The 23,934-nt window shown below is 73.3% G+C and carries 18 protein-coding genes and 1 pseudogene; 7 read left to right on the top strand and 12 right to left on the bottom strand.

The annotated features are described in order from the left end of the window. The first annotated feature begins 280 nt into the window (after window positions 1–280). The 3 genes from nrdR (at window position 281) to ACI79K_RS01575 (ending at window position 4,807) form a co-directional block, all read left to right on the top strand. Window positions 281–802, top strand: a complete 522-nt coding sequence (gene nrdR, locus ACI79K_RS01585) for a transcriptional regulator NrdR (RefSeq protein ID WP_456589378.1) — start codon at window positions 281–283, stop codon at window positions 800–802. 144 nt (window positions 803–946) lie between these two features. Then, window positions 947–3,829: a vitamin B12-dependent ribonucleotide reductase gene (locus tag ACI79K_RS01580; protein WP_456598759.1), complete on the top strand. Its 2,883-nt coding sequence runs from the start codon at window positions 947–949 to the stop codon at window positions 3,827–3,829. A gap of 252 nt (window positions 3,830–4,081) precedes the next feature. Continuing rightward, window positions 4,082–4,807: an IclR family transcriptional regulator gene (locus ACI79K_RS01575; protein ID WP_456589380.1), complete on the top strand. Its 726-nt coding sequence runs from the start codon at window positions 4,082–4,084 to the stop codon at window positions 4,805–4,807. A 75-nt stretch (window positions 4,808–4,882) separates the two neighbouring features. Here ACI79K_RS01575 and ACI79K_RS01570 read toward each other — a convergent pair whose 3' ends face one another. The 9 genes from ACI79K_RS01570 to ACI79K_RS01530 form a co-directional block, all read right to left on the bottom strand. Next, window positions 4,883–6,331, bottom strand: coding sequence for an aldehyde dehydrogenase family protein (locus tag ACI79K_RS01570; protein WP_456598758.1), 1,449 nt, complete (start codon window positions 6,329–6,331; stop codon window positions 4,883–4,885). A gap of 66 nt (window positions 6,332–6,397) precedes the next feature. Next, window positions 6,398–7,612: a fumarylacetoacetase gene (gene fahA / locus ACI79K_RS01565; protein ID WP_456598757.1), complete on the bottom strand. Its 1,215-nt coding sequence runs from the start codon at window positions 7,610–7,612 to the stop codon at window positions 6,398–6,400. Further along, a complete protein-coding gene (locus ACI79K_RS01560) occupies window positions 7,609–8,487 on the bottom strand; it encodes a hypothetical protein (RefSeq protein WP_456589383.1) in 879 nt (292 codons plus the stop codon). The genes fahA and ACI79K_RS01560 overlap by 4 nt, the downstream gene beginning before the upstream one ends. After that, a complete protein-coding gene (locus tag ACI79K_RS01555) occupies window positions 8,484–9,689 on the bottom strand; it encodes a cupin domain-containing protein (RefSeq protein ID WP_456598756.1) in 1,206 nt (401 codons plus the stop codon). The genes ACI79K_RS01560 and ACI79K_RS01555 overlap by 4 nt, the downstream gene beginning before the upstream one ends. Window positions 9,690–9,707: 18 nt before the next feature. Next, window positions 9,708–11,315: an FAD-dependent monooxygenase gene (locus tag ACI79K_RS01550; RefSeq protein ID WP_456589385.1), complete on the bottom strand. Its 1,608-nt coding sequence runs from the start codon at window positions 11,313–11,315 to the stop codon at window positions 9,708–9,710. A gap of 26 nt (window positions 11,316–11,341) precedes the next feature. Continuing rightward, window positions 11,342–12,304, bottom strand: coding sequence for an MBL fold metallo-hydrolase (locus tag ACI79K_RS01545; RefSeq protein WP_456598755.1), 963 nt, complete (start codon window positions 12,302–12,304; stop codon window positions 11,342–11,344). A 169-nt stretch (window positions 12,305–12,473) separates the two neighbouring features. After that, window positions 12,474–13,964: an APC family permease gene (locus ACI79K_RS01540; RefSeq protein ID WP_456598754.1), complete on the bottom strand. Its 1,491-nt coding sequence runs from the start codon at window positions 13,962–13,964 to the stop codon at window positions 12,474–12,476. A 414-nt stretch (window positions 13,965–14,378) separates the two neighbouring features. Beyond that, entirely contained in the window at window positions 14,379–14,969 is a 591-nt protein-coding gene (locus tag ACI79K_RS01535) for a TetR/AcrR family transcriptional regulator (protein WP_456589388.1), read from the bottom strand. A 47-nt stretch (window positions 14,970–15,016) separates the two neighbouring features. After that, on the bottom strand, window positions 15,017–16,999 hold the full coding sequence (locus ACI79K_RS01530) for a primary-amine oxidase (protein WP_456598753.1): 1,983 nt from the start codon (window positions 16,997–16,999) through the stop codon (window positions 15,017–15,019). Window positions 17,000–17,196: 197 nt separating this feature from the next. On the opposite strand from ACI79K_RS01530, the gene ACI79K_RS01525 reads away from it, so the two are divergent. Next, window positions 17,197–17,496 carry a hypothetical protein gene (locus ACI79K_RS01525; RefSeq protein ID WP_456598752.1) on the top strand — a complete coding sequence of 100 codons (300 nt, stop codon included), beginning with the start codon at window positions 17,197–17,199 and terminating at the stop codon, window positions 17,494–17,496. A gap of 10 nt (window positions 17,497–17,506) precedes the next feature. Further along, entirely contained in the window at window positions 17,507–18,364 is an 858-nt protein-coding gene (locus tag ACI79K_RS01520; RefSeq protein ID WP_456589391.1) for a DUF817 domain-containing protein, read from the top strand. Between the two features lie 9 nt (window positions 18,365–18,373). On the opposite strand, the gene ACI79K_RS01515 is transcribed toward ACI79K_RS01520, so the two are convergent. Then, complete coding sequence (locus ACI79K_RS01515) at window positions 18,374–19,666, bottom strand: HupE/UreJ family protein (RefSeq protein WP_456598751.1); 1,293 nt, start codon at window positions 19,664–19,666, stop codon at window positions 18,374–18,376. 171 nt (window positions 19,667–19,837) lie between these two features. On the opposite strand from ACI79K_RS01515, the gene ACI79K_RS01510 reads away from it, so the two are divergent. Then, window positions 19,838–20,413 (top strand): hypothetical protein, encoded by a 576-nt coding sequence (locus ACI79K_RS01510; protein WP_456589393.1) that lies wholly within the window; start codon window positions 19,838–19,840, stop codon window positions 20,411–20,413. Here ACI79K_RS01510 and ACI79K_RS01505 read toward each other — a convergent pair. Next, window positions 20,410–21,831 carry a serine hydrolase domain-containing protein gene (locus tag ACI79K_RS01505; protein WP_456598750.1) on the bottom strand — a complete coding sequence of 474 codons (1,422 nt, stop codon included), beginning with the start codon at window positions 21,829–21,831 and terminating at the stop codon, window positions 20,410–20,412. The two genes, ACI79K_RS01510 and ACI79K_RS01505, sit on opposite strands and share 4 nt — an antisense overlap. A 248-nt stretch (window positions 21,832–22,079) precedes the next feature. Between ACI79K_RS01505 and ACI79K_RS01500 the strand changes: the two are divergent. Next, window positions 22,080–22,670 (top strand): annotated as a pseudogene (locus tag ACI79K_RS01500) (SemiSWEET transporter); the annotation flags it as partial. A 45-nt stretch (window positions 22,671–22,715) separates the two neighbouring features. Here ACI79K_RS01500 and ACI79K_RS01495 read toward each other — a convergent pair. Further along, window positions 22,716–23,882 carry a glycoside hydrolase family 26 protein gene (locus ACI79K_RS01495; RefSeq protein ID WP_456598749.1) on the bottom strand — a complete coding sequence of 389 codons (1,167 nt, stop codon included), beginning with the start codon at window positions 23,880–23,882 and terminating at the stop codon, window positions 22,716–22,718. Between the last annotated feature and the right edge of the window lie 52 nt (window positions 23,883–23,934).

Raw genomic sequence — 23,934 nt, 5'->3', positions numbered from 1 at the left:
CGGGCACGGAGTTCGGCGCGTCGTCGCGGCGTGTCCTGTGACAGCTGGGGACCGCTGTTCCGCCTGCGCACCGCAGTGTCGGGGCGGAACACGCCGACGGAACGATCACTTGCACATCTTGTGTGGCCCGTCCTAGGGTTCCCCTACATCTAGTAGTTACAGAGCTGTAAGCCCGTCCACAGGCTGGTCCTCAGGTTGTCCCCGGCGCATCCACCGGATGTCCCCAGGGGAGTGCACAGCCGGCCGGTGGCGGGCGCGGCGCGAAGGGAGGTGAACCACCGTGCGTTGCCCGTTCTGCCACAACGCCGACAGTCGGGTCATCGACTCGCGGGAGGCCGACGAGGGCGCCACCACCCGGCGTCGTCGCTCCTGTCCTGCGTGCGGGCGGCGGTTCACCACCGTCGAGGAGGCGGTGCTCGCCGTCGTCAAGCGCAACGGCGTCAGCGAGCCGTTCAACCGCAGCAAGGTGGTCGCGGGCGTCCGGCGGGCCTGCCAGGGCCGGCCGGTCGACGAGGGTCAGCTCAAGCTCCTCGCCCAGCAGGTGGAGGACGCCATCCGCGCCAGCGGCGCGGCGGAGGTGCCGAGCCACGAGGTCGGCCTGGCCATCCTCGGCCCGCTGCGCGAGCTGGACGAGGTGGCCTACCTCCGGTTCGCCAGCGTCTACCGCTCCTTCACCTCGGTGGCCGACTTCGAGCGGGAGATCGCCGAGCTGAAGGCCCGGCAGCCCGCCGCGCCGCCGGGGGAGACGGGCCCGCCCGAGCCCCGGCGACCCGTTCCGTCCGGCACCGGCGCCGGCACCTGAGAACTGTCGGTGCCACCCGATAGACAGCAGTTCGAGCAGTTACCGATCGCGGCTCTTCCCCAGCCCCCGATCCACCACCGCGCAGCACCACCGCGCAGCCCCGCGAAGCACCACGCGACACACGACCAGGGAGAGCTCCACACCATGACCGAGACCGACGACCGCGTGGCCGGCGCCCGCCCCCGCCGCAGCGCCAAGACTCCCAGCCGGGCCAAGGGCCTCAAGATCAAGCGCGTCTTCACCACCGCTGGTGTGCACCCGTACGACGAGGTGACCTGGGAGCGTCGTGACGTCGTCATGACCAACTGGCGGGACGGCTCGATCAACTTCGAGCAGCGCGGTGTCGAGTTCCCGGCCGAGTGGAGCATCAACGCCACCAACATCGTCACCACGAAGTACTTCCGCGGCGCCGTCGGCACCCCGCAGCGCGAGACCAGCCTGCGCCAGCTCATCGACCGCGTGGTGCTCACCTACACCGAGGCCGGCCGCGAGCACGGCTACTTCGCCACCGAGGGCGACGCCGAGGTCTTCGAGCACGAGCTGACCTGGATGCTGCTGCACCAGTACTTCAGCTTCAACTCGCCGGTCTGGTTCAACGTCGGCACGAGCGCGCCGCAGCAGGTCAGCGCCTGCTTCATCCTCGCCGTCGACGACGAGATGGACTCGATCCTGAACTGGTACCGCGAGGAGGGCCTGATCTTCAAGGGCGGCTCCGGTGCCGGCCTGAACCTCTCCCGCATCCGCTCCTCCAAGGAGCTGCTCTCCTCCGGCGGCACGGCCTCCGGCCCGGTCAGCTTCATGCGCGGCGCCGACGCCTCCGCCGGGACCATCAAGTCCGGTGGCGCCACCCGCCGCGCGGCGAAGATGGTCGTCCTCGACATCGACCACCCCGACATCGAGGAGTTCATCGAGACCAAGGCGCGCGAGGAGGACAAGATCCGCGCGCTGCGCGACGCCGGGTACGACATGGACCTCGGTGGCAAGGACATCACCAGCGTCCAGTACCAGAACGCCAACAACTCGGTCCGCGTCTCCGACGAGTTCATGCGCGCGGTGGAGGAGGGCGACGAGTTCGGCCTGCGGGCCCGCCTCGACGGCTCGGTCATCGAGACCGTCGACGCCAAGTCGCTGTTCCGCAAGGTCACCCAGGCCGCCTGGGAGTGCGCCGACCCGGGCATCCAGTACGACGACACGATCAACGACTGGCACACCAACCCCGAGACCGGCCGCATCAACGCGTCCAACCCGTGCTCGGAGTACATGAGCCTGGACAACAGCTCGTGCAACCTGGCGTCGCTGAACCTCATGAAGTTCCTCAAGGATGACGGCACGTTCGACGCCAAGAACTTCGTGAAGGCCGTCGAGTTGGTCATCACCGCGATGGACATCTCGATCTGCTTCGCCGACTTCCCGACCGAGCCGATCGGCGAGACGACCCGCGCCTACCGGCAGCTGGGCATCGGCTACGCCAACCTGGGCGCCCTGCTCATGGCGACCGGCCACGCCTACGACTCGCGCGGTGGCCAGACGCTGGCCGCGGCGATCACCTCGCTGATGACCGGCACCGCCTACCGGCGCTCGGCCGAGCTCGCCGGCATCGTGGGGGCCTACGAGGGCTTCGCCCGCAACGCCGACGCGCACGCCCGGGTCATGCGCAAGCACGCCGCGGCCAACGACGCGATCCGCCCGGTGGGCGCCGACGACGCCGACGTGCTGAAGGTCGCCACCCAGCAGTGGCAGGAGTGCCTGGAGATCGGCGCCGAGAACGGCTGGCGCAACGCCCAGGCCTCGGTGCTGGCCCCCACCGGCACGATCGGTTTCATGATGGACTGCGACACGACCGGCATCGAGCCGGACTTCTCGCTGGTCAAGTTCAAGAAGCTGGTCGGCGGCGGCTCCATGCAGATCGTCAACCAGACGGTGCCGCGGGCGCTGCGGAGCCTGGGCTACCAGGAGGAGCAGATCGAGGCGATCGTCGAGTACATCGCCGAGCACGGCCACGTCGTCGATGCCCCGAGCCTGCGCCCGGAGCACTACGAGGTGTTCGACTGCGCCATGGGTGAGCGGGCCATCTCCCCGATGGGCCACGTCCGCATGATGGCCGCGGTCCAGCCCTTCATCTCCGGCGCGATCAGCAAGACGGTCAACATGCCGGAGACGGCGACCGTCGAGGACGTCGAGACGATCTACTTCCAGGGCTGGAAGATGGGTCTCAAGGCGCTGGCGATCTACCGCGACAACTGCAAGGTCGGCCAGCCGCTGTCCGGCGGCAAGGGCAAGAACGACGGCACCAAGGACGAGGTGAAGGCCGAGGCGACGGCGCCGGCCGCGCTGGCGCACCCGGTGCGCAAGCGGCTGCCGAAGAAGCGGACGAGCGTCACCACCTCGTTCAGCGTCGCCGGGGCCGAGGGCTACATGACCGCCGGGATGTACGAGGACGGCAGCCTCGGTGAGGTCTTCCTGAAGCTCGGCAAGCAGGGGTCGACCCTCGCCGGCGTGATGGACGCCTTCTCCATCTCGCTGTCCATCGCGCTGCAGCACGGTGTTCCGCTGGAGACCTACATCCAGAAGTTCACCAACATGCGCTTCGAGCCGGCCGGCATGACCGACGACCCGGACATCCGGATCGCCCAGTCGGTGATGGACTACATCTTCCGTCGCCTGGCGCTGGACCACCTGCCGGTCGAGAAGCGGGCCGGGCTCGGCATCTTCACGGCCGAGGAGCGCGCGGCCCAGGTGGCCGGGTACGACACCTCTGCCTCGACCGCCGCGGTCGTCGAGGAGGAGGAGGTCGACCTGGAGCAGCTGCGCGGCTCCGCGCCGATCGAGAGCGCTCCGGCCAAGGACAAGGTCACCCCGGAGGGTCCGAAGTCGGTCAAGGAGGCGCACTCCTCGGCCGAGCTCCTCGAGCTGGTCACCGGCACCGCCACCGACGCGCCGCTGTGCATGACCTGCGGCACGAAGATGCGCCCGGCCGGCAGCTGCTACGTCTGCGAGGGCTGCGGCTCCACCAGCGGCTGCAGCTGAGATGAACGGCCAGGAGGACTTCCGCTGAATCGGACGCCTTCTCCCGCCTGAGGGCAGGAGCGCCCGATCCCGGTCGGCGGGAGACCTCCTCGGCCAGCACGGCTCGCCCACCGGCCCGGCTCTGCTCGGCAGAGCCGGGCCGGTGGCATGTCCACGGCCGGAACGACGCCACCGGCGGACGGTCGGCGGCCGTGATGACGGAGCGGCGACTCAGCCGGGGTGCGGGTGGCCGCGGCGGGCGACCGTAGGCTGGTGGCGGTACCGATCACGCTCGGAAGGACGACGATGTCGGACGGCGAGGGCGCGAGCGCGCCGCAGTCACAGACGCTCGACCGCGGCATCCGCATCCTCGAGCACCTGGCTGCCACCGGCAGTCCCCAGCCGATCGCCGACATCGGGCAGGCGCTCGGTCTGCACCGGTCCATCACCTACCGCCTGCTCCGGACGCTCGAGGACCACCAGCTCGTCGAGCGCGACGCGGTCGGCCGGTACTGGCTGGGGCTGGGGATGGCCGGCCTGGCGCGCGGTGTGCGCAGCGACCTCCAGACCGCCGCCCTGCCGCGGCTCAACGCGCTCGTGGCGGAACTGGCCATGACCGCCTTCCTCGTCGTCCGGACCGGCGACGAGGCGGTCACGGTGGCCACCGTCGAGCCGCAGGACGCGTCCGCGCACGTGGTGTACCGGCCCGGCACCCGCCACCCCGTCGGCCGGGGAGCGCCCGGGCTGGCGCTGCTCATGCCCGAGCCCCCCGCCCCCGACGACCGCGACGCGCTGCGGGAGGCCCGGCGGGTCGGCTGGGCCTCCTCGCACGGCGAGGTGATCCCCGGCCTGCGATCGATCGCCGCGCCCGTGGTGGGCCCCGACGGCGGGCAGCGAGCGGCGCTCGCCGTGGTCTTCGTCGACGACACCGCCGACGTGGCCCGGATCGGGCGCGCCGTCGTCGAGGCGGCCGAGAAGGTCGGCGCCGCGCTCCGCTGACCCGCGCGGAGGACGCCGCTGCCCCGGCACCCGTGGGGGATGCCGGGGCAGCGGCGGCGCGAACTGGGGTCGACCTCAGCCGTTGATGACCTGCGGAACCGCGACCGCCTTCAGCCCCTCCACCCCGAACTCGAGCCCGTAGCCGGACTTCTTGACCCCGCCGAAGGGGATCATCGGGTGCACGGTGCCGTGCGAGTTGATCCAGACGGTGCCGGCCTGCAGCCGCGCCGCCACGGCGCGCGCCGCTGCCCGGTCACTGCTCCACACCGAGGCGCCCAGGCCGACGTCGAGCCGGTTGGCCATGGCCACCGCCTGGTCGACGTCCTCGTACCGGATGATCGGCAGGGCAGGACCGAACTGCTCCTCCGCCACCAGCGGGTTGTCGTCGGCCACGTCGGTGACGATCGTGGTCGGGTAGAAGTACCCGGCCGCGTCGGGGTCGGGGTCCCCACCGAGGAGCACCGTTGCGCCGGAGTCCCGCGCGGCCTCGACCAGCCGGGCGACGATGTCGTACTGCGCGCGGTTCTGCAGCGGGCCCAGCACGTTCTCCTCGTCCAGGCCCCGGCCCATGGGCATCGCCTTCGCCACGTCGACCAGCGCGGCGACGACCTCGTCGTAGACGTCGGTGTGGACGTAGAGCCGCTTGAGCGCGGCGCAGGTCTGCCCGGTGTTGATGAACGCGCCCCAGAACAGGCCCTCGGCGATGGCGCGGGGGTCGACGTCGGGCAGCACGATGCCGGCGTCGTTGCCGCCGAGCTCGAGGGTCAGCCGCTTCACCGTGTCCGCCGAGCTCTTGATGATCGCCTGCCCGGTGGCGGTCGAGCCGGTGAACATCAGCTTGTCGACGTCGGGGTGGCTGGACAGGCGGGCCCCGATCTCCCGCCCCCCGGCCACGACGGAGAGCACGTCGGCGGGCAGCACCCCGCTGAGCACGTGGACGAGGGCCAGCACGCTCAGCGGCGTGTACTCCGAGGGCTTGACCACCACGGTGTTGCCCATCCGCAGGGCGGGCGCGACCTGCCAGACGGTGATCATCATCGGCCAGTTCCACGGTCCGATGGCGCCGACGACACCGACCGGGCGGTAGTGCAGCTCCGCGTGCACCTCGCCGTCGTCGACCACTGTCTCGACCGGCAGCTCGGTGGCAGCGGTGGCGCGCAGCCAGGCGGCGCAGGCGCCGACCTCGAACCGGGCGTTGGGACCGTTGAGCGGCTTGCCCTGCTCGCGGGAGAGCAGCTCGGCGAGCGGCTCCGCGTACGCCTCGACCGCGTCCGCGGCACGCAGCAGCAGCTCGATGCGCTCCGCGTCGGTGCGGGCCGCCCACGCCGGCTGGGCGGCGCGGGCACGGGCGACGGCGTCGTCGAGGTCCGCGACGGACTGCTCCGGGGCGCGGCCGACGACCTCGCCGGTCGCGGGATCCAGGATCTCCCGGCCACCGGGATCGACGACGGCGGCCAGCAGGCTCTCGCACGTCGGGGTCTCCGGCGTGGTCGTAACGGGCTCGGTCACGGTCGGGGTGGTCATCGTCGTCCTCCGGGGTGGGGGCTGGGGCGGTGCCGAACGGGTCGCCGGCGGTCGGGACGGTGGTGCTCACGGCGCGGGCACGGGTTCGACCCGGCCGGTGACCTCGCCGAAGGAGATCCGGCGACCGCCGGTTCCCGGCGCGGTGGCGGTGAGGGTGACGACGTCGCCGTCCTCGAGAAAGGTGCGGCTGGTGCCGTCGGGCAGCTGCACCGGCTGCTTCCCGCCCCAGGACAGCTCGATGAACGAGCCGCGCTGGTCCTCGGCCGGGCCGGACACGGTGCCCGAGGCGAACAGGTCGCCGGTGCGCAGGCTCGCGCCGTTGACCGTCATGTGCGCCAGCTGCTGGGCGGGGGTCCAGTACATGAGGCCGAACGGCGGGCAGGACACCAGCTGGCCGTTGAGCCGCACCTCGATGGCGATGTCCAGTCCCCAGTGCTCCTCGGTGGTGTCGTCCAGGTAGGGGAGCGGCCGCGGATCGCGCGGGGGCGGGGAGACCCGGGCCGCCTCCAGCGCGGCGAGGGGCACGACCCACGGCGAGACCGAGGTGAGGAAGGACTTGCCGAGGAACGGCCCCAGGGGCACGTACTCCCACGCCTGCAGGTCCCGGGCCGACCAGTCGTTGACCAGGCAGACGCCGAAGACGTGCTCCGGGAAGGCGCCCAGCGGCACCGGCCGGCCGAGCGACGAGGGGGCGCCGACGACGAACCCCACCTCCGCCTCGATGTCCAGCCGCTGCGAGGGCCCGAACGTGGGCGCCTCGTCGGCGGGGGCCTTGCGCTGCCCGCTGGGCCGCACGACCGGGGTGCCGGAGACCTGCACCGTCCCGGCGCGGCCGTGGTAGCCGATGGGCAGGTGCTTCCAGTTGGGGGTCAGCGGCGGCGAGTCCGGCCGGAACATCCGGCCGAGGTTCTCCGCGTGGTGCTGGGAGCTGTAGAAGTCGACGTAGTCGGCGACGTCGAACGGCAGGTGCAGCGTCACCTCCGCGCGCGGCAGCAGGTGCGGCTCGACGGCGGCCCGGTGCGCCGGGTCCGCGAGCAGCTCCTGCAGCCGGCTGCGCAGTGCGTTCCAGGTCTCCCGCCCCCGGCTCATGAGCGCGTTGAGCGTCGGCGCGGCGAGCGCGTCGGCGGCGGGGACGTCCAGCCGGGAGACGTCGAGGACGGAGTCGCCGATGGCGACACCGATCCGGCGGGGGCCGTCGGGCTCGGTGGAGAAGACGCCGTAGGGCAGGTTCTCCGGCCCGAAGCCCGTGCCGTCGGGGAGCTCCAACCAGGTGGCGCTCATGCCAGGGTCCGTTCCGGGGCGGCCAGCAGGCCGAGCGCCACCAGGTCCTCGACGGGCTCGGTCACGCTGCACGTGCCGAAGGAGGTGAACAGCGACCGCACCCGGTGCACCCGGTCGGCCGGCCACGTGCGCACGGCCGAGGCGACCGTGCCCGGGTCGGTCTCGCCGAGCCAGTCCGCCGCCACGGCCGCCGGGGCCCCCGAGCTGAGCGCGGAGACGGCCAGCAGCACGTTGAGGAAGCCGTGGTGCGCGAAGCCGGTCGCCGGGGCGGTGTGCCGCACGGCGTGGTGCAGGCCGGCGGTGCACTTGAACGGCACGCTCCGCGCGATGCACGCCTGCAGGCTGTCGGCCAGCTCGGCGGAGGAGGGGAACAGCTCCGCCGACACGCCACCGGTGCGCAGCTTGGCCCGATAGCGGGTGCCGGCCAGCACGTCGAGGACGGCGTCGCGGGCGGTGGTCCGCGGCAGCTCCAGCGCCGCGGGCACCCCTTCGGGGAGGACGTCGTCCAGGGCGCGCAGCGCCTCGGCGGCGGCCGCGGCGTCGGGCGTCACCGGCACCTCGACCGCAGCCAGCGCCAGGCGCGGCTCGGCGGCGACCCGGGCGGCGGCGGCCGGGAGGTCACCGGCCGCCGCGATCAGCGAGACGTCGACGGCAGGTCCGTCGCCGACCTCGGCCACCAGCTCGTCGAGCCGGGCCGCGGGGACCACGAACGGCCCGACCAGTCCACCGAGGCGGTCGCGCAGCGCGCGGTGCTGCGGAACGGCCGCCGGCATCGGCGCGTTCCCGGGTGGGAACAGTGCGGCGTCGTCGAACAGGCCGTCGAACAGCGGCGTCGTCGCCGGTGCCGGGGCGGGCGGGTGCACCGGGGCCGTCACGCCGACGGCCCCCGTCCCGACCAGGACCACGCGTACTTGCCGTCGTCGACGGCGGTGCCGCCCTCGCCGAGGTCGAGCGGGCGGAACGTGTCGACCATGACGGCGAGCTCGTCGAAGAACTCGACACCGAGGGAGCGCTCGACGGCGCCGGGCTGCGGGCCGTGGCTGTGCCCGCCCGGGTGCAGGCTGATCGAACCCTTGCCGATGCCCGAGCCCTTGCGGGCCTCGTAGTCGCCGTCGACGTAGAACATGACCTCGTCGGAGTCGACGTTGGAGTGGTAGTAGGGCACCGGCACCGCCTCGGGGTGGTAGTCCACCTTCCGCGGCACGAAGTTGCAGATGACGAAGTTGGAACCCTCGAACACCTGGTGCACCGGCGGCGGCTGGTGCACCCGGCCGGTGATCGGCTCGAAGTCGGCGACGTTGAAGACGTAGGGGTAGAGGCAGCCGTCCCAGCCCACGACGTCGAACGGGTGCTCCGGGACGACGTGGATCGTGCCGGCGAGGCCCCCCGGGCCGGCGCCGCGGTGCTTGACGTAGACATCGACGTCGCTGCCGTCGGCCAGCAGCGGCTCGGCGGGGCCGCGCAGGTCGCGCTCGCAGTAGGGGGCGTGCTCGAGGAACTGGCCGTAGCGGGAGAGGTAGCGCTTGGGCGGCGCGATGTGGCTGTTGGCCTCGATCGCATAGGTGCGCACCGGCTCCTCGCCGGTCGGGATCCAGCGGTGGGTGGTGGTCCGCGGGAGGACCACGTAGTCGCCCGGTCCCACGTCGAGGGAGCCGAACACCGTCTCCACCGTGGCGGTGCCGCGCTCGACGTAGACGCACTCGTCGCCGGTGGCGTTCCGGTAGTACGGCGAGGTCGCCGAGGAGACGGCGTAGGAGATCCGCACGTCGCCGTTGCCGAGGACCAGCCGGCGGCCGGTGACCGGGTCGGTGGCCTTGTGCTCCTCGCCGGGGAAGAGGTCGTGCAGCTTCAGGTGGCGGGGCACCAGGGGGGCGTTGGGGGTCAGCGTCTGGTCGGGCAGCTCCCAGGGGCGGGCGTCGACGATGGCCGACGGGACGCCGCGGTGGTAGAGCAGCGAGGAGTCGGAGGAGAAGCCCTCCTCGCCGACCAGCTCCTCGTAGTACAGGCCGCCGTCGGGACGGCGGAACCGGGTGTGCCGCTTCGGTGGGACCTGGCCCACCTGCCGGTAGAACGCCATGGGGTACTCCTTCGGGGATCAGGCGGGAACGGGAGCGGGGAGCGGGCGGGCCAGCAGCCGGGCCACCGCGGTGCCTAGGTCGGCCGGGTCGGTGAGCACGGCGGCAACGTGGGCGTCCGGGCGCAGCACCCACACCTCGCCGGGGTGTGCACCGAGGGCCTTGCGCAGCAGGCCGCCGGGGTCGAGATCGGTCATGCGGTGGACGGTCACCGGCAGGTCGCCGAGGTCGGGCAGCGCCGGCGCGTCTGCGTCGTCGCCGAGCAGGACGGTGACGCCTTCCCGGGCGAGCTGGCGGAGCCGGACCAGGTCGGGTCGGCCGGCCACCGTCACCGGGCAGTCGGGGACGAGCACCCCGGGCGCCGGGACGGGGACGTCGCCGCGCGCGGGCCGGCCGGGGAACGGGCGCGCCGGGTCAGGGGTGGTGAGCGGCGAGTCGACGTACCAGAAGGGCTCGGCCAGCCGGCCGGAGTCGACCTGCGCACGGGCCGCGGGGTCACCGGCCGCCCGCTCGAGGACGTCGAGCCGGTGGCGGGCCTCGGCCTCGTCGCGGGGCACCAGGAAACGCATCGTCGCCGTGGTGACGTCGATGTTCTCCACCGCCGCGGCGTGCCGCTCGTCGTGATAGCTCTCCAGGAGCCCCTCCGGAGCCCAGCCACGGCGGACGAAGGCGATCTTCCAGGCGGCGTTCTCGGCGTCGAGGACCCCCGAGTTCAGCCCGCGCGCGCCGAAGGGCGAGACCAGGTGCGCCGCGTCGCCGGCGACCAGCACCCGCCCGACCCGCATGCGGTCGACCACCCGGGAGTGGAAGCGGTAGACCGACTTCCACACGATCTCGTAGGGCCGGTCCCCGATGACCTGGCGGATCCGCCGGTCGAGGCCGCCCGAGGCCTCCTCGGTGGCGAGGTCGAAGTCCTGTGGCACCTGCCAGTCGATGCGGAACGTCGAGTCCGGGCAGGGGTGGATGAGGACCTGCCGGCCGGGGTTCCACTCGGGGTCGAAGTAGAACCGCCGCTCGGTCTCCCAGCCGGGCAGGTCGGTGCGGATGTCGCAGATGAGGAAGGAGTCCTCGAACGACTCCCCGGGGAAGGTGAGCCCGAGCATCGAGCGCAGGGCGTCGCCGCGCGGGCCGGGGCAGGCCACGGCGTGCGAGCCGGTGACGAGCACCTCGCCGTCCTCGGTCCGGCAGGCCACCGTCACCCCGGTGCCGTCCTGGTGCAGGCCGGTCACCCGGTGACCCCACCGGACGTCGATCAGCGGCGAGGCGGCGATGCGCTCGTCGAGCAGCGCCTCGGTCTCGCACTGCGACACGTTGACGAACGGGGGGAAGGGGGATCGGCCACGGTCGGCGAAGGTGAAGGAGAACAGCTCGGCGTCGCGGTGGAAGGTCCGGGCGGTCGTCCAGGTCACCCCCCGGCGGGCGATCTCGGCGCCGACGCCGACGGCGTCCCACACGTCGAGCACGTCACGCTGCTGGCAGATCGCCTTGCTGCCGATCGGGTCGCGCTCGGGCCGCGCGTCGAGCACGACGACGCGCAGACCCCAGCGGGCGAGCAGGAGCGCGGCGGTCTGGCCGACCGGGCCGGCGCCCAGCACCAGCACCGGCGGTCCGGGGACGGGAGTGGTCACGGGGATCTCCTCGGGGGCCGGGCCGGTCAGCCCTGGAGCTGGTCCCACACGGCGCGGTCGCGCTCGGCGGTCCAGATGACGGGGCGCTCGACACCGGAGAACTCGTCCCACAGCCGGGAGACGTCGAAGGGCAGGCAGTGCTCGAAGATCGGCCACCGGCCGTACTTGGGGGCCAGCGCCGCGTGGGTGGCCTCGAAGGCCTGCTTCAGGGTGCCGCCGGCGCGGTGGACGTCGCCCACGGTGCGCTGCATCGTGAGCAGGAAGTCGCGGGTCTGCTCGACGGCGGCGTCGACCTCGTCGCGGCCACGGGCTATCCGGCCCCGGCCGCCGACCAACTGCCGCGCGCCGAGGGCCTTGACCCGGTCCAGGGTGCCGCCGGCCCAGTCGAAGTGGAACGCGTCGCCCGTGTAGAGGGCCGCCTGTGACTCGACCAGGTCGCCGGCGAAGAGGATCTCCTGCTTGGGCAGCCAGGCGACGATGTCGCCCTCGGTGTGGCCCCGGCCGAGGAACTCCAGGACCAGCTCGCCGCGGTCACCGCCCAGCTCGATGGTGAGCTTGTCGCGGAAGGTCATCGTCGGCCAGGTCAGGCCGGGGATGGATTCCGGCTCCTCGAACAACCGCGGCATGCGGCCGTACTCGCTCTCCCAGTCCTGCTGGCCGCGCTCCTCGATCAGCCGCTTGGTCTGCTCGGAGCTGACGATCACCTCGGCGTCGAAGGCGCTGGCGCCCAGCACGCGCACCGCGTGGTAGTGGCTGAGCACCAGGTACCGGACCGGCTTGTCGGTGTGCTCCCGCAGCTTGGCCAGCCACCGCCGGGCGGCCACCGGCGTGGCCAGGGCCTCGAAGCAGACGAGGAAGTCCTCACCCTCGATGGCGCCGAGGTTCGGATCGCCCTCGGCCGTGAGCGCGTACACGCCGTCGGCGAGCACCTCGAGGGTCTGCTCCTTGATGCCCAGGTCGGCGGAGGAGGCGAAGGGCTTGGCTGCCATGGGATCTCCAGATCACCGGCGTTCGATAAACGAACGAGCTGTTCTTCTACTGACGGAGACGCTACGCCCGAGTGGCGTGCGACACAAGGCGTGCCGCGGCCGGAAAGCGGCGCGCAGCGACGCCCGGATCCGGGGGAGGGGCCGGGCGTCGCCGTGCGGGCGCGGCTGCTCAGCCGACGGGGGTGTGGTCCGTCGTGGGGTCTGCTGCGGCCGTGGCCGCCCAGGAGGGACGGCGGTAGACGTCCAGCGCGACGCCCAGGAGCAGGGCCACGGGGACCGAGAGGATCAGCGGCACCGCGGTCGCCATCGAGCCATCGATGAGCAGGGTGAAGTTGCTGAGCACCAGCCAGGTCAGGCCGGCCACGAGCACGATCGCGAGCGAGGGGGCGATCAGCGTCTGCCACGGTCGCGTGTCCAGCCGGGTGCGCCGGAAGAAGACCACCACCGAGACCGAGGTCATCAGGTAGAGCGCCAGCAGGGCGAGGACCCCGACGCCGCTGAACCAGGCGAACAGCGTGAGGACCGGGTCCTTGCCCAGCACGGCGAACGGCAGCACCAGGGCCAGCGCGACCAGCGTCTGCACGGCGCTGGCCACGAAGGGCGCCCCCTGGCGGGTGGTCCGGGCGACCACCGGCGGCAGCGTGCCGGTCTGGCCGAGCGAGTGCACGTAGCGGGTGAAGGCGTTGTGGAACGCGAGGATGCCGGCCAGCAACGACGTCGCGAGCAGCACGCCGCCCACCTCGCCGACCCACGGGCCCAGGGCGTCCTCGATGGCGGCGAACAGCAGGACGGTGCCGTCGCCGGACTCCAGGGCGGCGCCGGCCGCGGGCACGACCTGGTCGGCCCCGTAGTAGCTGACGACCATCCAGGAGACGAAGGCGAAGAAGAGGGAGATGACGCCGACGGCGAGGTAGGTCGCCCGCGGGACCGTGCGCTGCGCGTCGCGGGCCTCGGTCGAGTAGATGGCGGTCGACTCGAAGCCGAACATCGACGCGATGCCGAAGGTCAGGGCGATGCCCGGCGCGCCGGCGAGGAGCGCGGACGGGGAGAAGCTGGCCCCGGGGTTCAGACCCTGCGGTCCGCCGCCGGCGAGCAGGGTGGCCAGCGCGAAGGCGAGCAGGATGGCCAGCTCCGCGGCCACGATCACCCCGAGGAAGCGGGCGCCGAGCTCGACGTTGAGCGAGCCGAGCAGCTGGACCACCGCCATCGTGACGACGGCGCACAGCCACCACGGCGGGCCGAAGCCCAGGTAGGTGTCGGCCAGCGAGGAGACGATCGCGCCGTAGAGCCCGTACATGCAGGCCTGCACGGTGCTGTAGGCCCACAGCGCCACCAGGGCGGAACCCGTGCCCAGGCGCCGGCCGAGACCGCGGCTGATGTAGGCGTAGAACGCGCCCCCGTCCGTCACGTGGCGGCTCATGGCGATGAAGCCGACGGCGAAGACGGCGATGATCGCACCGACGACCAGGTAGGCAGCCGGCGCGCCTGCGCCGTTGCCCAGCCCGATGGCCAGCGGCAGCGCGCCGCCCATGCCGGTCAGGGGCGCCTGTGCGGACAGGACGAAGAACAGGATGCCGACGACGCCGATGGCGCCGCGCTTGAGCTGCCGGTTGCCGGTCCGCTCGCGGCTGGTCGCGGCGGTCTCCGTGGGTAGGACCATGATCGCTCCGAAGGAAGGTGGGTGCCGGCGGCCGTGCCCCGGGGGGCGTGGCGCCGGGATCGAGGCGTCACCCCGGGCGGGGCGACGGCAGGCATGGGTCAGGCCCGTCCGGGGGGACGGCTCGGACCCGGGGCCCGGGGGGTGCCGGCCGGGGGGACCGGTCGGCGGGTCGGTCCGGGGGTGGTCCGCCGAGCGGCGTGCGGCGGCCGGGTGCGGGCGCCACCTGCCGGTCGGGACACGCGCCGCCGTCGGGAGGGATCCGCCTCCGGAGGGCAGTGCGGGGGAGCGCCGCGCCGAGGGGGTGCGGGGCGGCCGTCCGGTGCGCGGCGGTGGTCGCTGCGCGCCCGGTGCCCGGCTAGCGGGTGGTGCGACGCGCCGCGTGGCGGCCGGGAGGCCGCGGGAGGAGGTGCTCGGTCAGCGAGCGAGCGCGGCCAGGGTGGCGTCGAGCATCGCCAGCTGGAGCTCGGGCGTCGTCGGCGCGTCGGGCAGCAGCGCGAGGACCTGGAGGCCGAGCGCGAGGGCGAGCAGCTGCTCCACCACGACGTCGTCGGCCGTGTCGACGACGACGTCACCGTCGGCACGCGCCTGGGCGACGAGGCCCGCGAGGTCATGCCGCCACCGCCGCATGGCCTCGTCGTTGAGCCGGGCGAGTCGCTCGTCGGTGACCGTCCGGCTCCAGAAAGGGAGCACGATCCGCGCCTCGAGCCGGGTGAGCTCGGTGGCGGGGAGGACCTCCACCAGGAACGCCCGCAGCGCGGCCAGCCCGCGCTTGCCCGCGACGGCCGCCCGGATGCGCTCGTTCGTCCGGTCGAAGACGAAGACGTAGGCCGCCTCGACGAGCTCGTCCTTGCTGGCGAAGTACGGCGCCAGGGCACCGTTGGCGTAACCGGCCGCGCGGGCGATCTCCCGCATGGTGGCCGCATCCGCCCCGCGCGAGGCCATCAGCCGCCAGGTCACCTCGAGGATCTCCTGACGTCGCTGCTCGCGGTCCACCAGCTTCGGCACGGGGCTCCCGTTCGTCGTCGGAGACCCCAGTGTCCCCGTCGGCGACCTCACCCATGGCAGCAGCCGTCTGCCGCAGCACCGCCCGCAGTGCCGTTCGCCGACCCCGCCGGCCGCGACCGGCAGTGCGCGCTGGCGTTCGGCGGGACGTCGAGCGTGGGGTTCCGGTCGAAGAACCCGACCGGCTTGAGCGTGAAGCCGGTGTAGTCGACCGGCATCACCGGCCAGTCTTCGGGCCGCGGGACGTGGGTCAGGCCGAAGGTGTGCCAGACGACGAGGTCGGTCGCCTCCAGCTCGCGGTCGGCCGCGACGTATGCCGGCAGCCCGGCGCCGCCCTTGTGCTGGTTGACGAAGTCGCCGGCGGCGTAGCGCTCCGCGGGGTCGTAGCGGGTGACCCACAGGTGCTTGGTGGCGAAGGTCGCCCGCCGGTGGATGGAGCTGCCGGGGTCGGCCAGCAGCGCCGGCCGGCCCTCGGGCAGCAGCGCGTAGGCGACGGGCTCGCCCACCCGGTTGCGGCTGTCCGGGTTGGTGATGTGCCAGATGCGGCCCACGCCCTGGTCGGCCATCCGCTGGGCCTCGGACTCCCGGTGCAGCGTCGTCCGGCGCTGCGCGAAGGCGTTGCCGCGGGGGTTGTCCGGACCCATCGGGACGCGGACGAACTCCAGCTCCTCGACGGTGTTCGTCGGGCCGTCGACCATCATGTCCAGCCGCGCGCTGAACAGGTGCTGGTGGAACGGCGCACCCAGCCCGGGGGCGAGCTGCGAGGCGTACGGGTAGCCGGCGCCCGGGTAGGCCGAGGTGAACACGACCCCGGTGGCCTTGACCTCGAAGCCGATCGTGCCGTCGAGGTACAGGTACCAGTAGAAGCCGTAGTCGTAGTTGCCGATGGTGGTGAAGAAGCTGATCACCATGCGGCGCTGCCGGCGGGTCTCGGCGGAGCCGGCCCACAGGTCGGTGTGCTTCCAGAGGACGCCGAAGTCCTCTTCGTGCATGCAGATCGCGTTGCGCAGCACCTGCGGGTTGCCGCGCTCGTCGGCGATGACGGCGTCCATGTAGGTGATGTCGCCGAGGCAGTCGCAGCCGAGCTCGAGGGCGTTGGCGTAGCGGCCGACGAGGTACTCGCCGGTGTCGAAGTAGTTCTGCCAGGAGCGGATCGGGGAGGGGTCGGCGTAGGGCACGACCATCTCGGCGATGGACGCGCGGTGGATGATCGGCCGCAGCCGGCCGGCGTCGAGGAAGCCGATCTGGTGCAGGGTGAGCCCCTCGCGGGCGTCGAACCCGACCCGCAGCTGCCAGCCCTGCCAGGTGAGCAGGTTGCCGTCGAGGGTGAAGCTCGGGCCCTCGGGCTGCGTGATCTCGATGGGCTTCAGGGTGGTCCGCATCGGCCCGGTGACCGCCGGGTCGTCGAAGTTCCCCGACTCCTCGGGGATGGGCACCGGACCGAGGTCGATCACCTGGTCGACCGTCTTGTTCATGACGTCGACGTAGCCGACGAGGCCGTCGATCGGGTGCGCCCACGGGTGGTCGGCGGGGTGGTCCTGCCGGAAGGCGAGACCGCGGAGGATGCGGCGCCCCTCCTCCTCGGGGTACTCGAAGACCCCGGCGGACAGCGGAGCGACGCGCACGTCGGCGACGTCCAGCCCGCGGGCGGCCAGCGCGGCCAGCCAGCGCTCGTCGGACGCGAGCACCTCCTCGACGAGGGCGAACTCCTCGTCGAGCACCGGCAGCTGACCGTCGACCGTCGTGTCCAGCATCCGGTCCGAGACGATCTCCCGGCGGGTGACCGAGACGACGACGTCGCGGGCAGCCGGGCGCTCGACGTCGTGCAGCAGGACGCGGAGCCTGCGGTCCGTACCCGCTCCCTCGGCGTAGAGGGCGCTCTTCTCCGGCTCCTCCAGGCCCACGTAGACGAAGCGGGTGGACTCGACCACCAGGCCGGCCTGCGCCAGGACCTCCCGGGCTGCGGTGACCTCCGCGGCGGTCAGCTGGGCGAGCGGGTGCGTCGTGGCAGGGGCGGCCGAGGTTGCCGTCATGGGGTCTCCCAGTTTTGGTTCTACGGGTGTAGAAACACTGCGTGACGTACGTTACAGCCGTGCGACCGGCATGTGAAGAGGGTGTTCGCTTTGCGGGCAGCACTCGGGCCTGGTGGCGGGCGCTGCGGGTCACGACGGCCGCCGTGATGGGTGCCTGCGCCGTGCTGCACCTGATCGCGGCAGCGGGTTCTCCGCCCGTGTCGGACGCCCACCTGGTGCTGATGCTGGGCATGGCCGCCGTCTGCCTTCCGTGCGCGACCCACCTCGTCCCCGCTCCGTCGGCCCGGACATGGCTGCACGCCGGGGTGCTGTCGGCCGGCATGCTGCTGGCGCACTGGCTGCTGGCCGGCCTCGTCGGCAGCGCCGGGCACCAGCACCCCGTCTCGGGGTGGTGGGCGGTCGCGCACGTGGGCGTCGTGCTGGGGCCCGTGCTGACGTTGTGCCTGGCCCTCGCCGGGGCGGCGGTGCAGCGCCGGGTCACGGGCGTCGTTCACTAGCCTTCCGCGGGTGAGGCAGCTGCTCCGGTTCGGCTGGGTCCAGGCGCAGTGCTGCCTGTTCGCGGTGCTGTTCTTCCTCGGGCTGGGGTTGGTCCGGCTGGTGCCGCTGCCGATCGACCCCGCGGACGCGCTCCTGATCTGGTCGCTCGGCGTCACGCTGGTGCTCTGGCTCGTGCGCTGGGAGACCGGCCGGGAGGTCGCCGTCATCTTCGGGTTCCACCTCGTCGGCCTGGCGCTGGAGCTCTACAAGGTGCGCCAGGGGTCGTGGTCCTACCCCGACACCGGCGTGGCGACGATCGGCGGGGTGCCGCTCTACAGCGGCTTCATGTACGCCGCCGTCGGCAGCTACATCTGCCAGGCCTGGCGCCGGTTCGAGCTGCGGATCACCAACTACCGGGCCCGCACGACGGCGGCCGTGGCTGCCCTCGTCTACCTCAACTTCTTCACCTCGCACGCGATCTGGGACGTGCGGCTGCCGCTGGCCGTGGCCCTGCTCGCCGCCACGTGGCGCACGTGGGTGCACTTCACCGTCGGCCGGCGCCGCTACGCCATGCCGCTGGCGCTCTCGTTCGTCCTCATCGGCTTCTTCCTCTGGGTCGCCGAGAACGCGGCCACCCTCCTGCGGGCCTGGCAGTACCCGTCGCAGGAGTCGGTCTGGACCCTGGTCCACGCCGCCAAGCTGGGGTCGTGGTCGCTGCTGGTCGTGGTCAGCATCGTCCTGGTCGCGGCGGTCAAGGCCTACGAGGGGCGGCTGTACGGAACCGGCCGCGACCTGACCGTGCACCGCGCCTACGACGCCCCGCCCGAGCTGCTGCCCGGCCGGGCGGCGCGCCCCGCCGCCACCGTGGCCAGCGGCGCGGCTCCCTGACGGATCGCGTCACGCCCGCGGGGCAGGCGAGCCGGCGGTCGCCGGCACCTCGGCTGCGGCGCGCGGAGCGGGGGAGCGGTGGTCGGCCAGCCAGCAGCCCCCGGCCACCGCGGCCAGCCCGGCGACCGCCCACCACGGGTGGGCGATGACGGCCTCCTCGGCCCCGGAGAGCGGGTTGGCGAGGACGCCGAGGCGGTCGAGCGCCCAGCCGGCCGCCGCGGCCAGCGCGACGGTGGCGCCGGCGATCCGGAGCCCGCCGTAGAACCGGGTGCGCGAGGCGAGGTGGAGGGAGGGGAACAGCAGGGCCACGGTGAGCAGCTGCGCCAGCTCCACACCCACGTTGAACGCCAGCAGGGCGAGCACCGAGGTCGAGCCCTCCAGGCCCAGGTCGGTGAGGATGCCCGCGAAGGCCAGGCCGTGCACGAGGCCGAAGAGCCCGGCGATGACGGTCTCGCCGTGACGGGCCAGCGGGCGCATCGCGTGGACCGCGGCAACACCCACCGACACCGCGATCAGCACCTCCACCGGTGTGCTCGGCAGCGACACCCAGCCCAGGGCCGACGCGACGAGCGTGAGCGAGTGCCCGACGGTGAAGGCGGTGACGACACCCACGACCCGGCGAACGGTGGGCAGCAGGCCGTCCGCCCGCCGCCACCGGCCCGCTCCCGCGACCAGGGGGGCGACCAGCAGCAGGGTGATCAGGAACAGCAGGTGGTCGGCGCCCTCGAGCACGTGGTGCAGGCCGTAGCCCACCATGTCGGCCAGCCCGGTCGCGGCCGTCTGCCCGACCTGCAGTGTGCCGTCGGTGGCGTCGAGCACCCCCGCGGTGGAGACCTCGCCGGCGGCGTCGGTCAGGACGACGACGGCCTCGTGGGTGCTGTCGGTCTCGATGACCGCGTCGTAGGCCAGCGTGAAGCTCGACGGATCGGCCGCCCCGGGGTCGAGGGCGACGTCCACGCTGATCGAGTCGATGCCCTCGACCGTCTCCCGAACCGGCTCGGCGTAGGTCTCGGACCACTCGGTGCCGTCGGCGCCGGTCACGGTCAGGTGCTCGTCGAGGTAGGTGAGCACGTCGGCGTAGGAGCCGGCGTCGGTCGCGGCCGCGTGGTCGGTGCCCAGCGCGTCGTCGAGGGTCTCCAGCGCGATGCTGATCGTGGCGCTCACCTGGTCCTCCCCGACCCGCACGGACAGCGTGCTGCTGTCCAGGCTGTGCGCGGAGGCGGTCGAGGGCAGCAGGAGCACGGAGCCGCCGGCGAGGGCGGCGGCCGCGGCGAGGGTGCGGCGGCGGAGGGGGCGGGCCATGACCCAGAGGCTCGGAGACGAAGCTGGGAACTGCCCCGGAACCGGCTGGGAGACGTCGCGGAACGTAACGGGACCTTCTCCCAGTGCATCCCCAGCGGACGTCCAGGGGTGGTCGAGTTCCGCCGTCGAACCTGGTCCACGACCGGCTCCCCGACCCGAGAGAAGTCCACGATGAAGCTCCGCAGGACGATCGCCACCCTCCTCCTCGCCACCGTCGTCCCGATCGCCGCCGCGTGCGGCAGCACCGGCACCGCGACCAGCTCGGAGACCAGCACCTCCGTCGCGGCCGAGGAAGCCGCCGGCAGTGGCTTCGCCGGCGGCGGCCCCGGCGGCGGTGGTGGCCCGGGCGGTGTCGACGTCGACTCCGTGACGACGGAGGCCGAGCTCATCGCGCTGGTCCAGGAGGCCTACGGCGACGGGAGCCTCGACCTGCACCGCGGTCACCAGCCCGTGCAGGACGTGCTCGACGAGGTGCTGGCGATCAGCCACGACGAGCTGCACGTGCGGATGGAGGAGCAGGAGCAGAACTTGGCCGCCGTCGCCGAGGACATCGGCGTCGACCCGCAGGAGCTGATCGACGCGCTCGTGGAGTCGTGGAGCCCGGCCGTCGACGACGTCCTGGCCGCCGGTGAGATCACCGAGGCCGAGGCCGAGCAGTACCGCGAGGCGCTGGAGGAGGCCTTCACCTTCCGCGTGACCTGGGACGGCGAGGAGGCGATGCCGACGTTCTCCGGGCTCAGCGCCTAGGGTCCCGACGCCGGGCCGGTCATGGCGGAGCGACGGCGGCGGAACTCCTCGACCGGCCGGTTCGTCACCCCGCCGAGCCGCAGCGACACCACCCGGCCGTCGGCGTCCCGCTCCAGCGGGACGAGCTCACCGGCCGCGCCGAAACCCGGCTGCGCGGCGACCCGCAGGGTGTCGGCGTCGACGATCTCCAGCTCCTCGACCCCCGGCAGGGGGTCGGCGGACGTCGGCCGGACGAGCACCAGCCGGCCCCCGAGCTCGGCGACGTCGAGCACTCCCCAGAGGCCGGCGAACCGGCCGGTGAACGACGACGGCGGCGGGGCGCCGGGCGGCGGTGCGGGCACCGTCGCCCGCGGGCGCAGTGCGACGTCCACCAGCTTCACCAGCCCGGTCGCCAGCTCCTCGGCCGGTCCGTCGATCGCGTTCGTCAGCACGCTGACCACCAGCCCGTCGGCCGGGTCGACGAAGGTCACGGTGATCTGCCCGGGGAAGCCGCCGCTGTGCCCGACGAGGCGCCGCTCTCCCACAGTGGTCAGCACCATCCCGACGCCGTACCGGCCCACCTCGGTCCCGTAGGCGGTGACCACCGACTCCAGGCGCTGCATCAGCCGCTTCGAGTCGTCGGTCAGCAGTCGCTCGTCGCCGAGCACGTGCGCCGCCCCGAAGAGGGCGAGGTCCTCGGCCGTCGAGTAGAACCCGGTCGCCGCCGCCATGGCGCCTGTGCCGGCGGGGCCGAGGGGCTCGCGGACGTCCTCACCCAGGAGCAGCCCGGTGTGCCCGCTGACGTACTCGCCGGTCCGCGCCGCGTCGAGGTCGGTCCCGGTCCGGGTCAGGCCGAGCGGCTCCACGATCCGGGTGCGGACGGCGTCGGCGTAGGAGGTCCCGGTGACGGCCTCGATCGCCAGGCCCACGAGCGCGTACCCGATGTTGGAGTACTTGAAGTGCTCGTTGCGCCGGTGCACCGGGCCGGCCCGCAACGCCGCGCCGATCACCCCTGCCCGGTCCGGGAAGGGCTGCTCCAGCTGCCAGAAGTCGGCGTCGGCGCCGTCCCGCGTGATCCCGGCCTGGTGCCCGAGCAACTCGCGGACGGTCGCCCGGGCGACCGGCGAGCCGGCTGCCGCCAGCTCCGGCACGTGCGTGCCGATCGGGTCGTCGAGCCGCAGTCGCCCGGCTTCGACCAGCTGCAGCACGAGGGTCGCGGTGAACGTCTTGGAGTGGGAGGCGATGCGGAACAGGTGTGCCGGGGTCAGCGGTGCGCCGGTGGAGACGTCGGCGACCCCGACCGCTGCCGACAGCACCAGTTCGCCGCCGTGGCGGACGGCCGCCTGCACACCGGGCACCCGCCGGTGCCGCGCCTGGGCGTCCAGCCACGACCGCAGGTAACCGGCGGCGGCGCGGACGGTCTCGGTCGGCGTCGTCACGGCCGCCCAGCCTAGGGAGCCGGAACCCGTCGCGCGGCGCGGGAGGACGACGGCGGGGCGACGAGGGTCACAGAAGGCAACCGGCCGGTCACGGTCGGGTCACGAATGCATAACGCCGATGATGTCTCCGGCCACCTCCCGCCCCCGCCGATGCCGCTCACCGACGAGCGCCCCCGAGCCGGGTCCCGCGCAGCTCCTCGCCGGTGGCCACCTTCTCGCACCGACTCCGAACGGATTCCCGCTCCACCATGTCCGCCGCTCTCGGCATCCTCGCGGCCACCCTCAGCATCGCCGTCGTCTGGCCCCAGGTCTGGCTCTCCTGCCGGCACCGTCGCACCCTCGGCCTCTCACCCACCAGCGCCTGGCTCGCCGTCGCGCTCAACCTCTGCTGGCTGTCGTTCGGCCTGCTCACCGGCGACCGCGTGCAGATCCTGTCCAACGCCGTCGTCGGCGCCGGCAACACCGCGGTCCTCGCGGCCCTGCTGGTCACCCAGCCGCGGCTGCGGGCGGGGCGGGCGCTGGCGCGCACCGCGTCCGGCGCCGCCGTCCTCGCCGCCCTGGCTGGCGGGGGGCTGGCCGGCACCGTGCTGCTCGGCGCCGATCCGGCGGCGGCCACGGCGCTGCTCGGCGGGGTCGCCTCCGCGGTGGGCGCGGCGGCCGCGCTGCCCCAGCCGCTCAGCCTCCTGCGCGACCGCACCCAGGACCTCTCCGGCCTCTCGCCCGCGCGGTGGTGGCTCGGCTCCGGGGCGTGCGCCTCGTGGGCCGGCTACGGCTGGTGCCTCGACCAGCCCATGGTGTGGCTCTCGGCCGGCGTCGGGCTGTGCTGCGCCCTCGTCGTGTGCGGGATGCTGCGCGCCCGGCGGGCGGTGCTGCCGGCTGCCGGATCAGCCGCCGCAGCGGGGGACGTCGGTGGCATCCAGGGCCCAGCCGGGGATGTCGGCCAGGAATGCCTCGCGGACCCGCGGCGAGCCGGTCGCCCGCCAGTCCACCCGGCCGCCGACCTCCGGCTCGTCCTTGGCCCACTCGAACCAGTTCACCATCGCCAGCCGGGGCAGCTGCTCGGCCAGCTGCGGATCGAACAGCTGCTGCCACCAGGCCTGCTTGACGGCCAGCTCGTCGGCGCCGCCGCCGCCCGGGGCGAAGAAGGCCGCCGTCTCGGGCACGGCCACCGGCTTCCCGTACCGCTCGCCGTAGTCGGCGTGGAAGTCCGGTAGCCCCCGGTCGTCGCCGCCCCGGCCGACGTAGGTGCCGGTCAGCTGGGCGAGGAACTTGCCCGGCTCGGGCACCTCGTTCTCGCCCCACGGGTGGGCGTCGCCCCAGTGGTAGAGCGACATCCCCACCCAGTCCACGGCGTCCTCGCCCGGCCAGTACGGCGCGTAGGGGTCGTCGGCCGCCGACAGCACGCCGTCGCCGTCGGTGTCCAGCGCCGCGACGTCATCGGGCGTGGCGGCGTGGGCGCCCCCGGTGAACGGGTAGCCGCCGCCGTAGTTGGGCGCCCACATGACCGCCGACCCCGGAGCCCCGGCGTGGACGGCGGCGGCGAGCCGCCGGAACGCCTCGACGTAGGCCGCCGGCTGTTGCCCCCAGGCATACCAGGAGCCGTTCATCTCGTGGGCGAACCGGACCACGACGGGCACCCCGCGGCCGTTGTAGCCGCCCAGCCGCTCGGCCAGGTCCGCGGTCACGCCGTCGGTGACCGCCGCCAGCCCGTCGTGCGGCTCGAGGGTGAGCAGCAGCAGGCCGCCGCCGTCCCGCACCTGCTCGACGGCGGCGTCGAGGTTGCGCTCGTCGGCGGCGGAGAAGGGGAAGCCGGTGAACGAGACGGCGACGGCGGGGCGCGAGCCGAGGGCGGTCCCGTGCTCGGCCAGCGTCGCGGCACCCCAGTCGAGGTTCACCCCCAGGTAGACCCCGTCCCCGGCGCCCGGCCGGGTCAGCTCCGCGGCCGGGCACGCCGCCTCGGTGCTCCCGTCGGCGGTGGCGCAGGCCGAGGTGCCGAGGAGGGCGCTGACGGTCAGGGCGGTCAGGGCCAGGGCGGGCGGTCGTCGTCGCACCCGTTCCCCATCGGACGGAGGGCGGCGGGGCTGTAGTGATCGGCGCAGGTCA

The organism is Blastococcus sp. SYSU DS0616, assembly GCF_054051015.1.
This window is presented reverse-complemented; position numbering and strand designations above follow the sequence as displayed.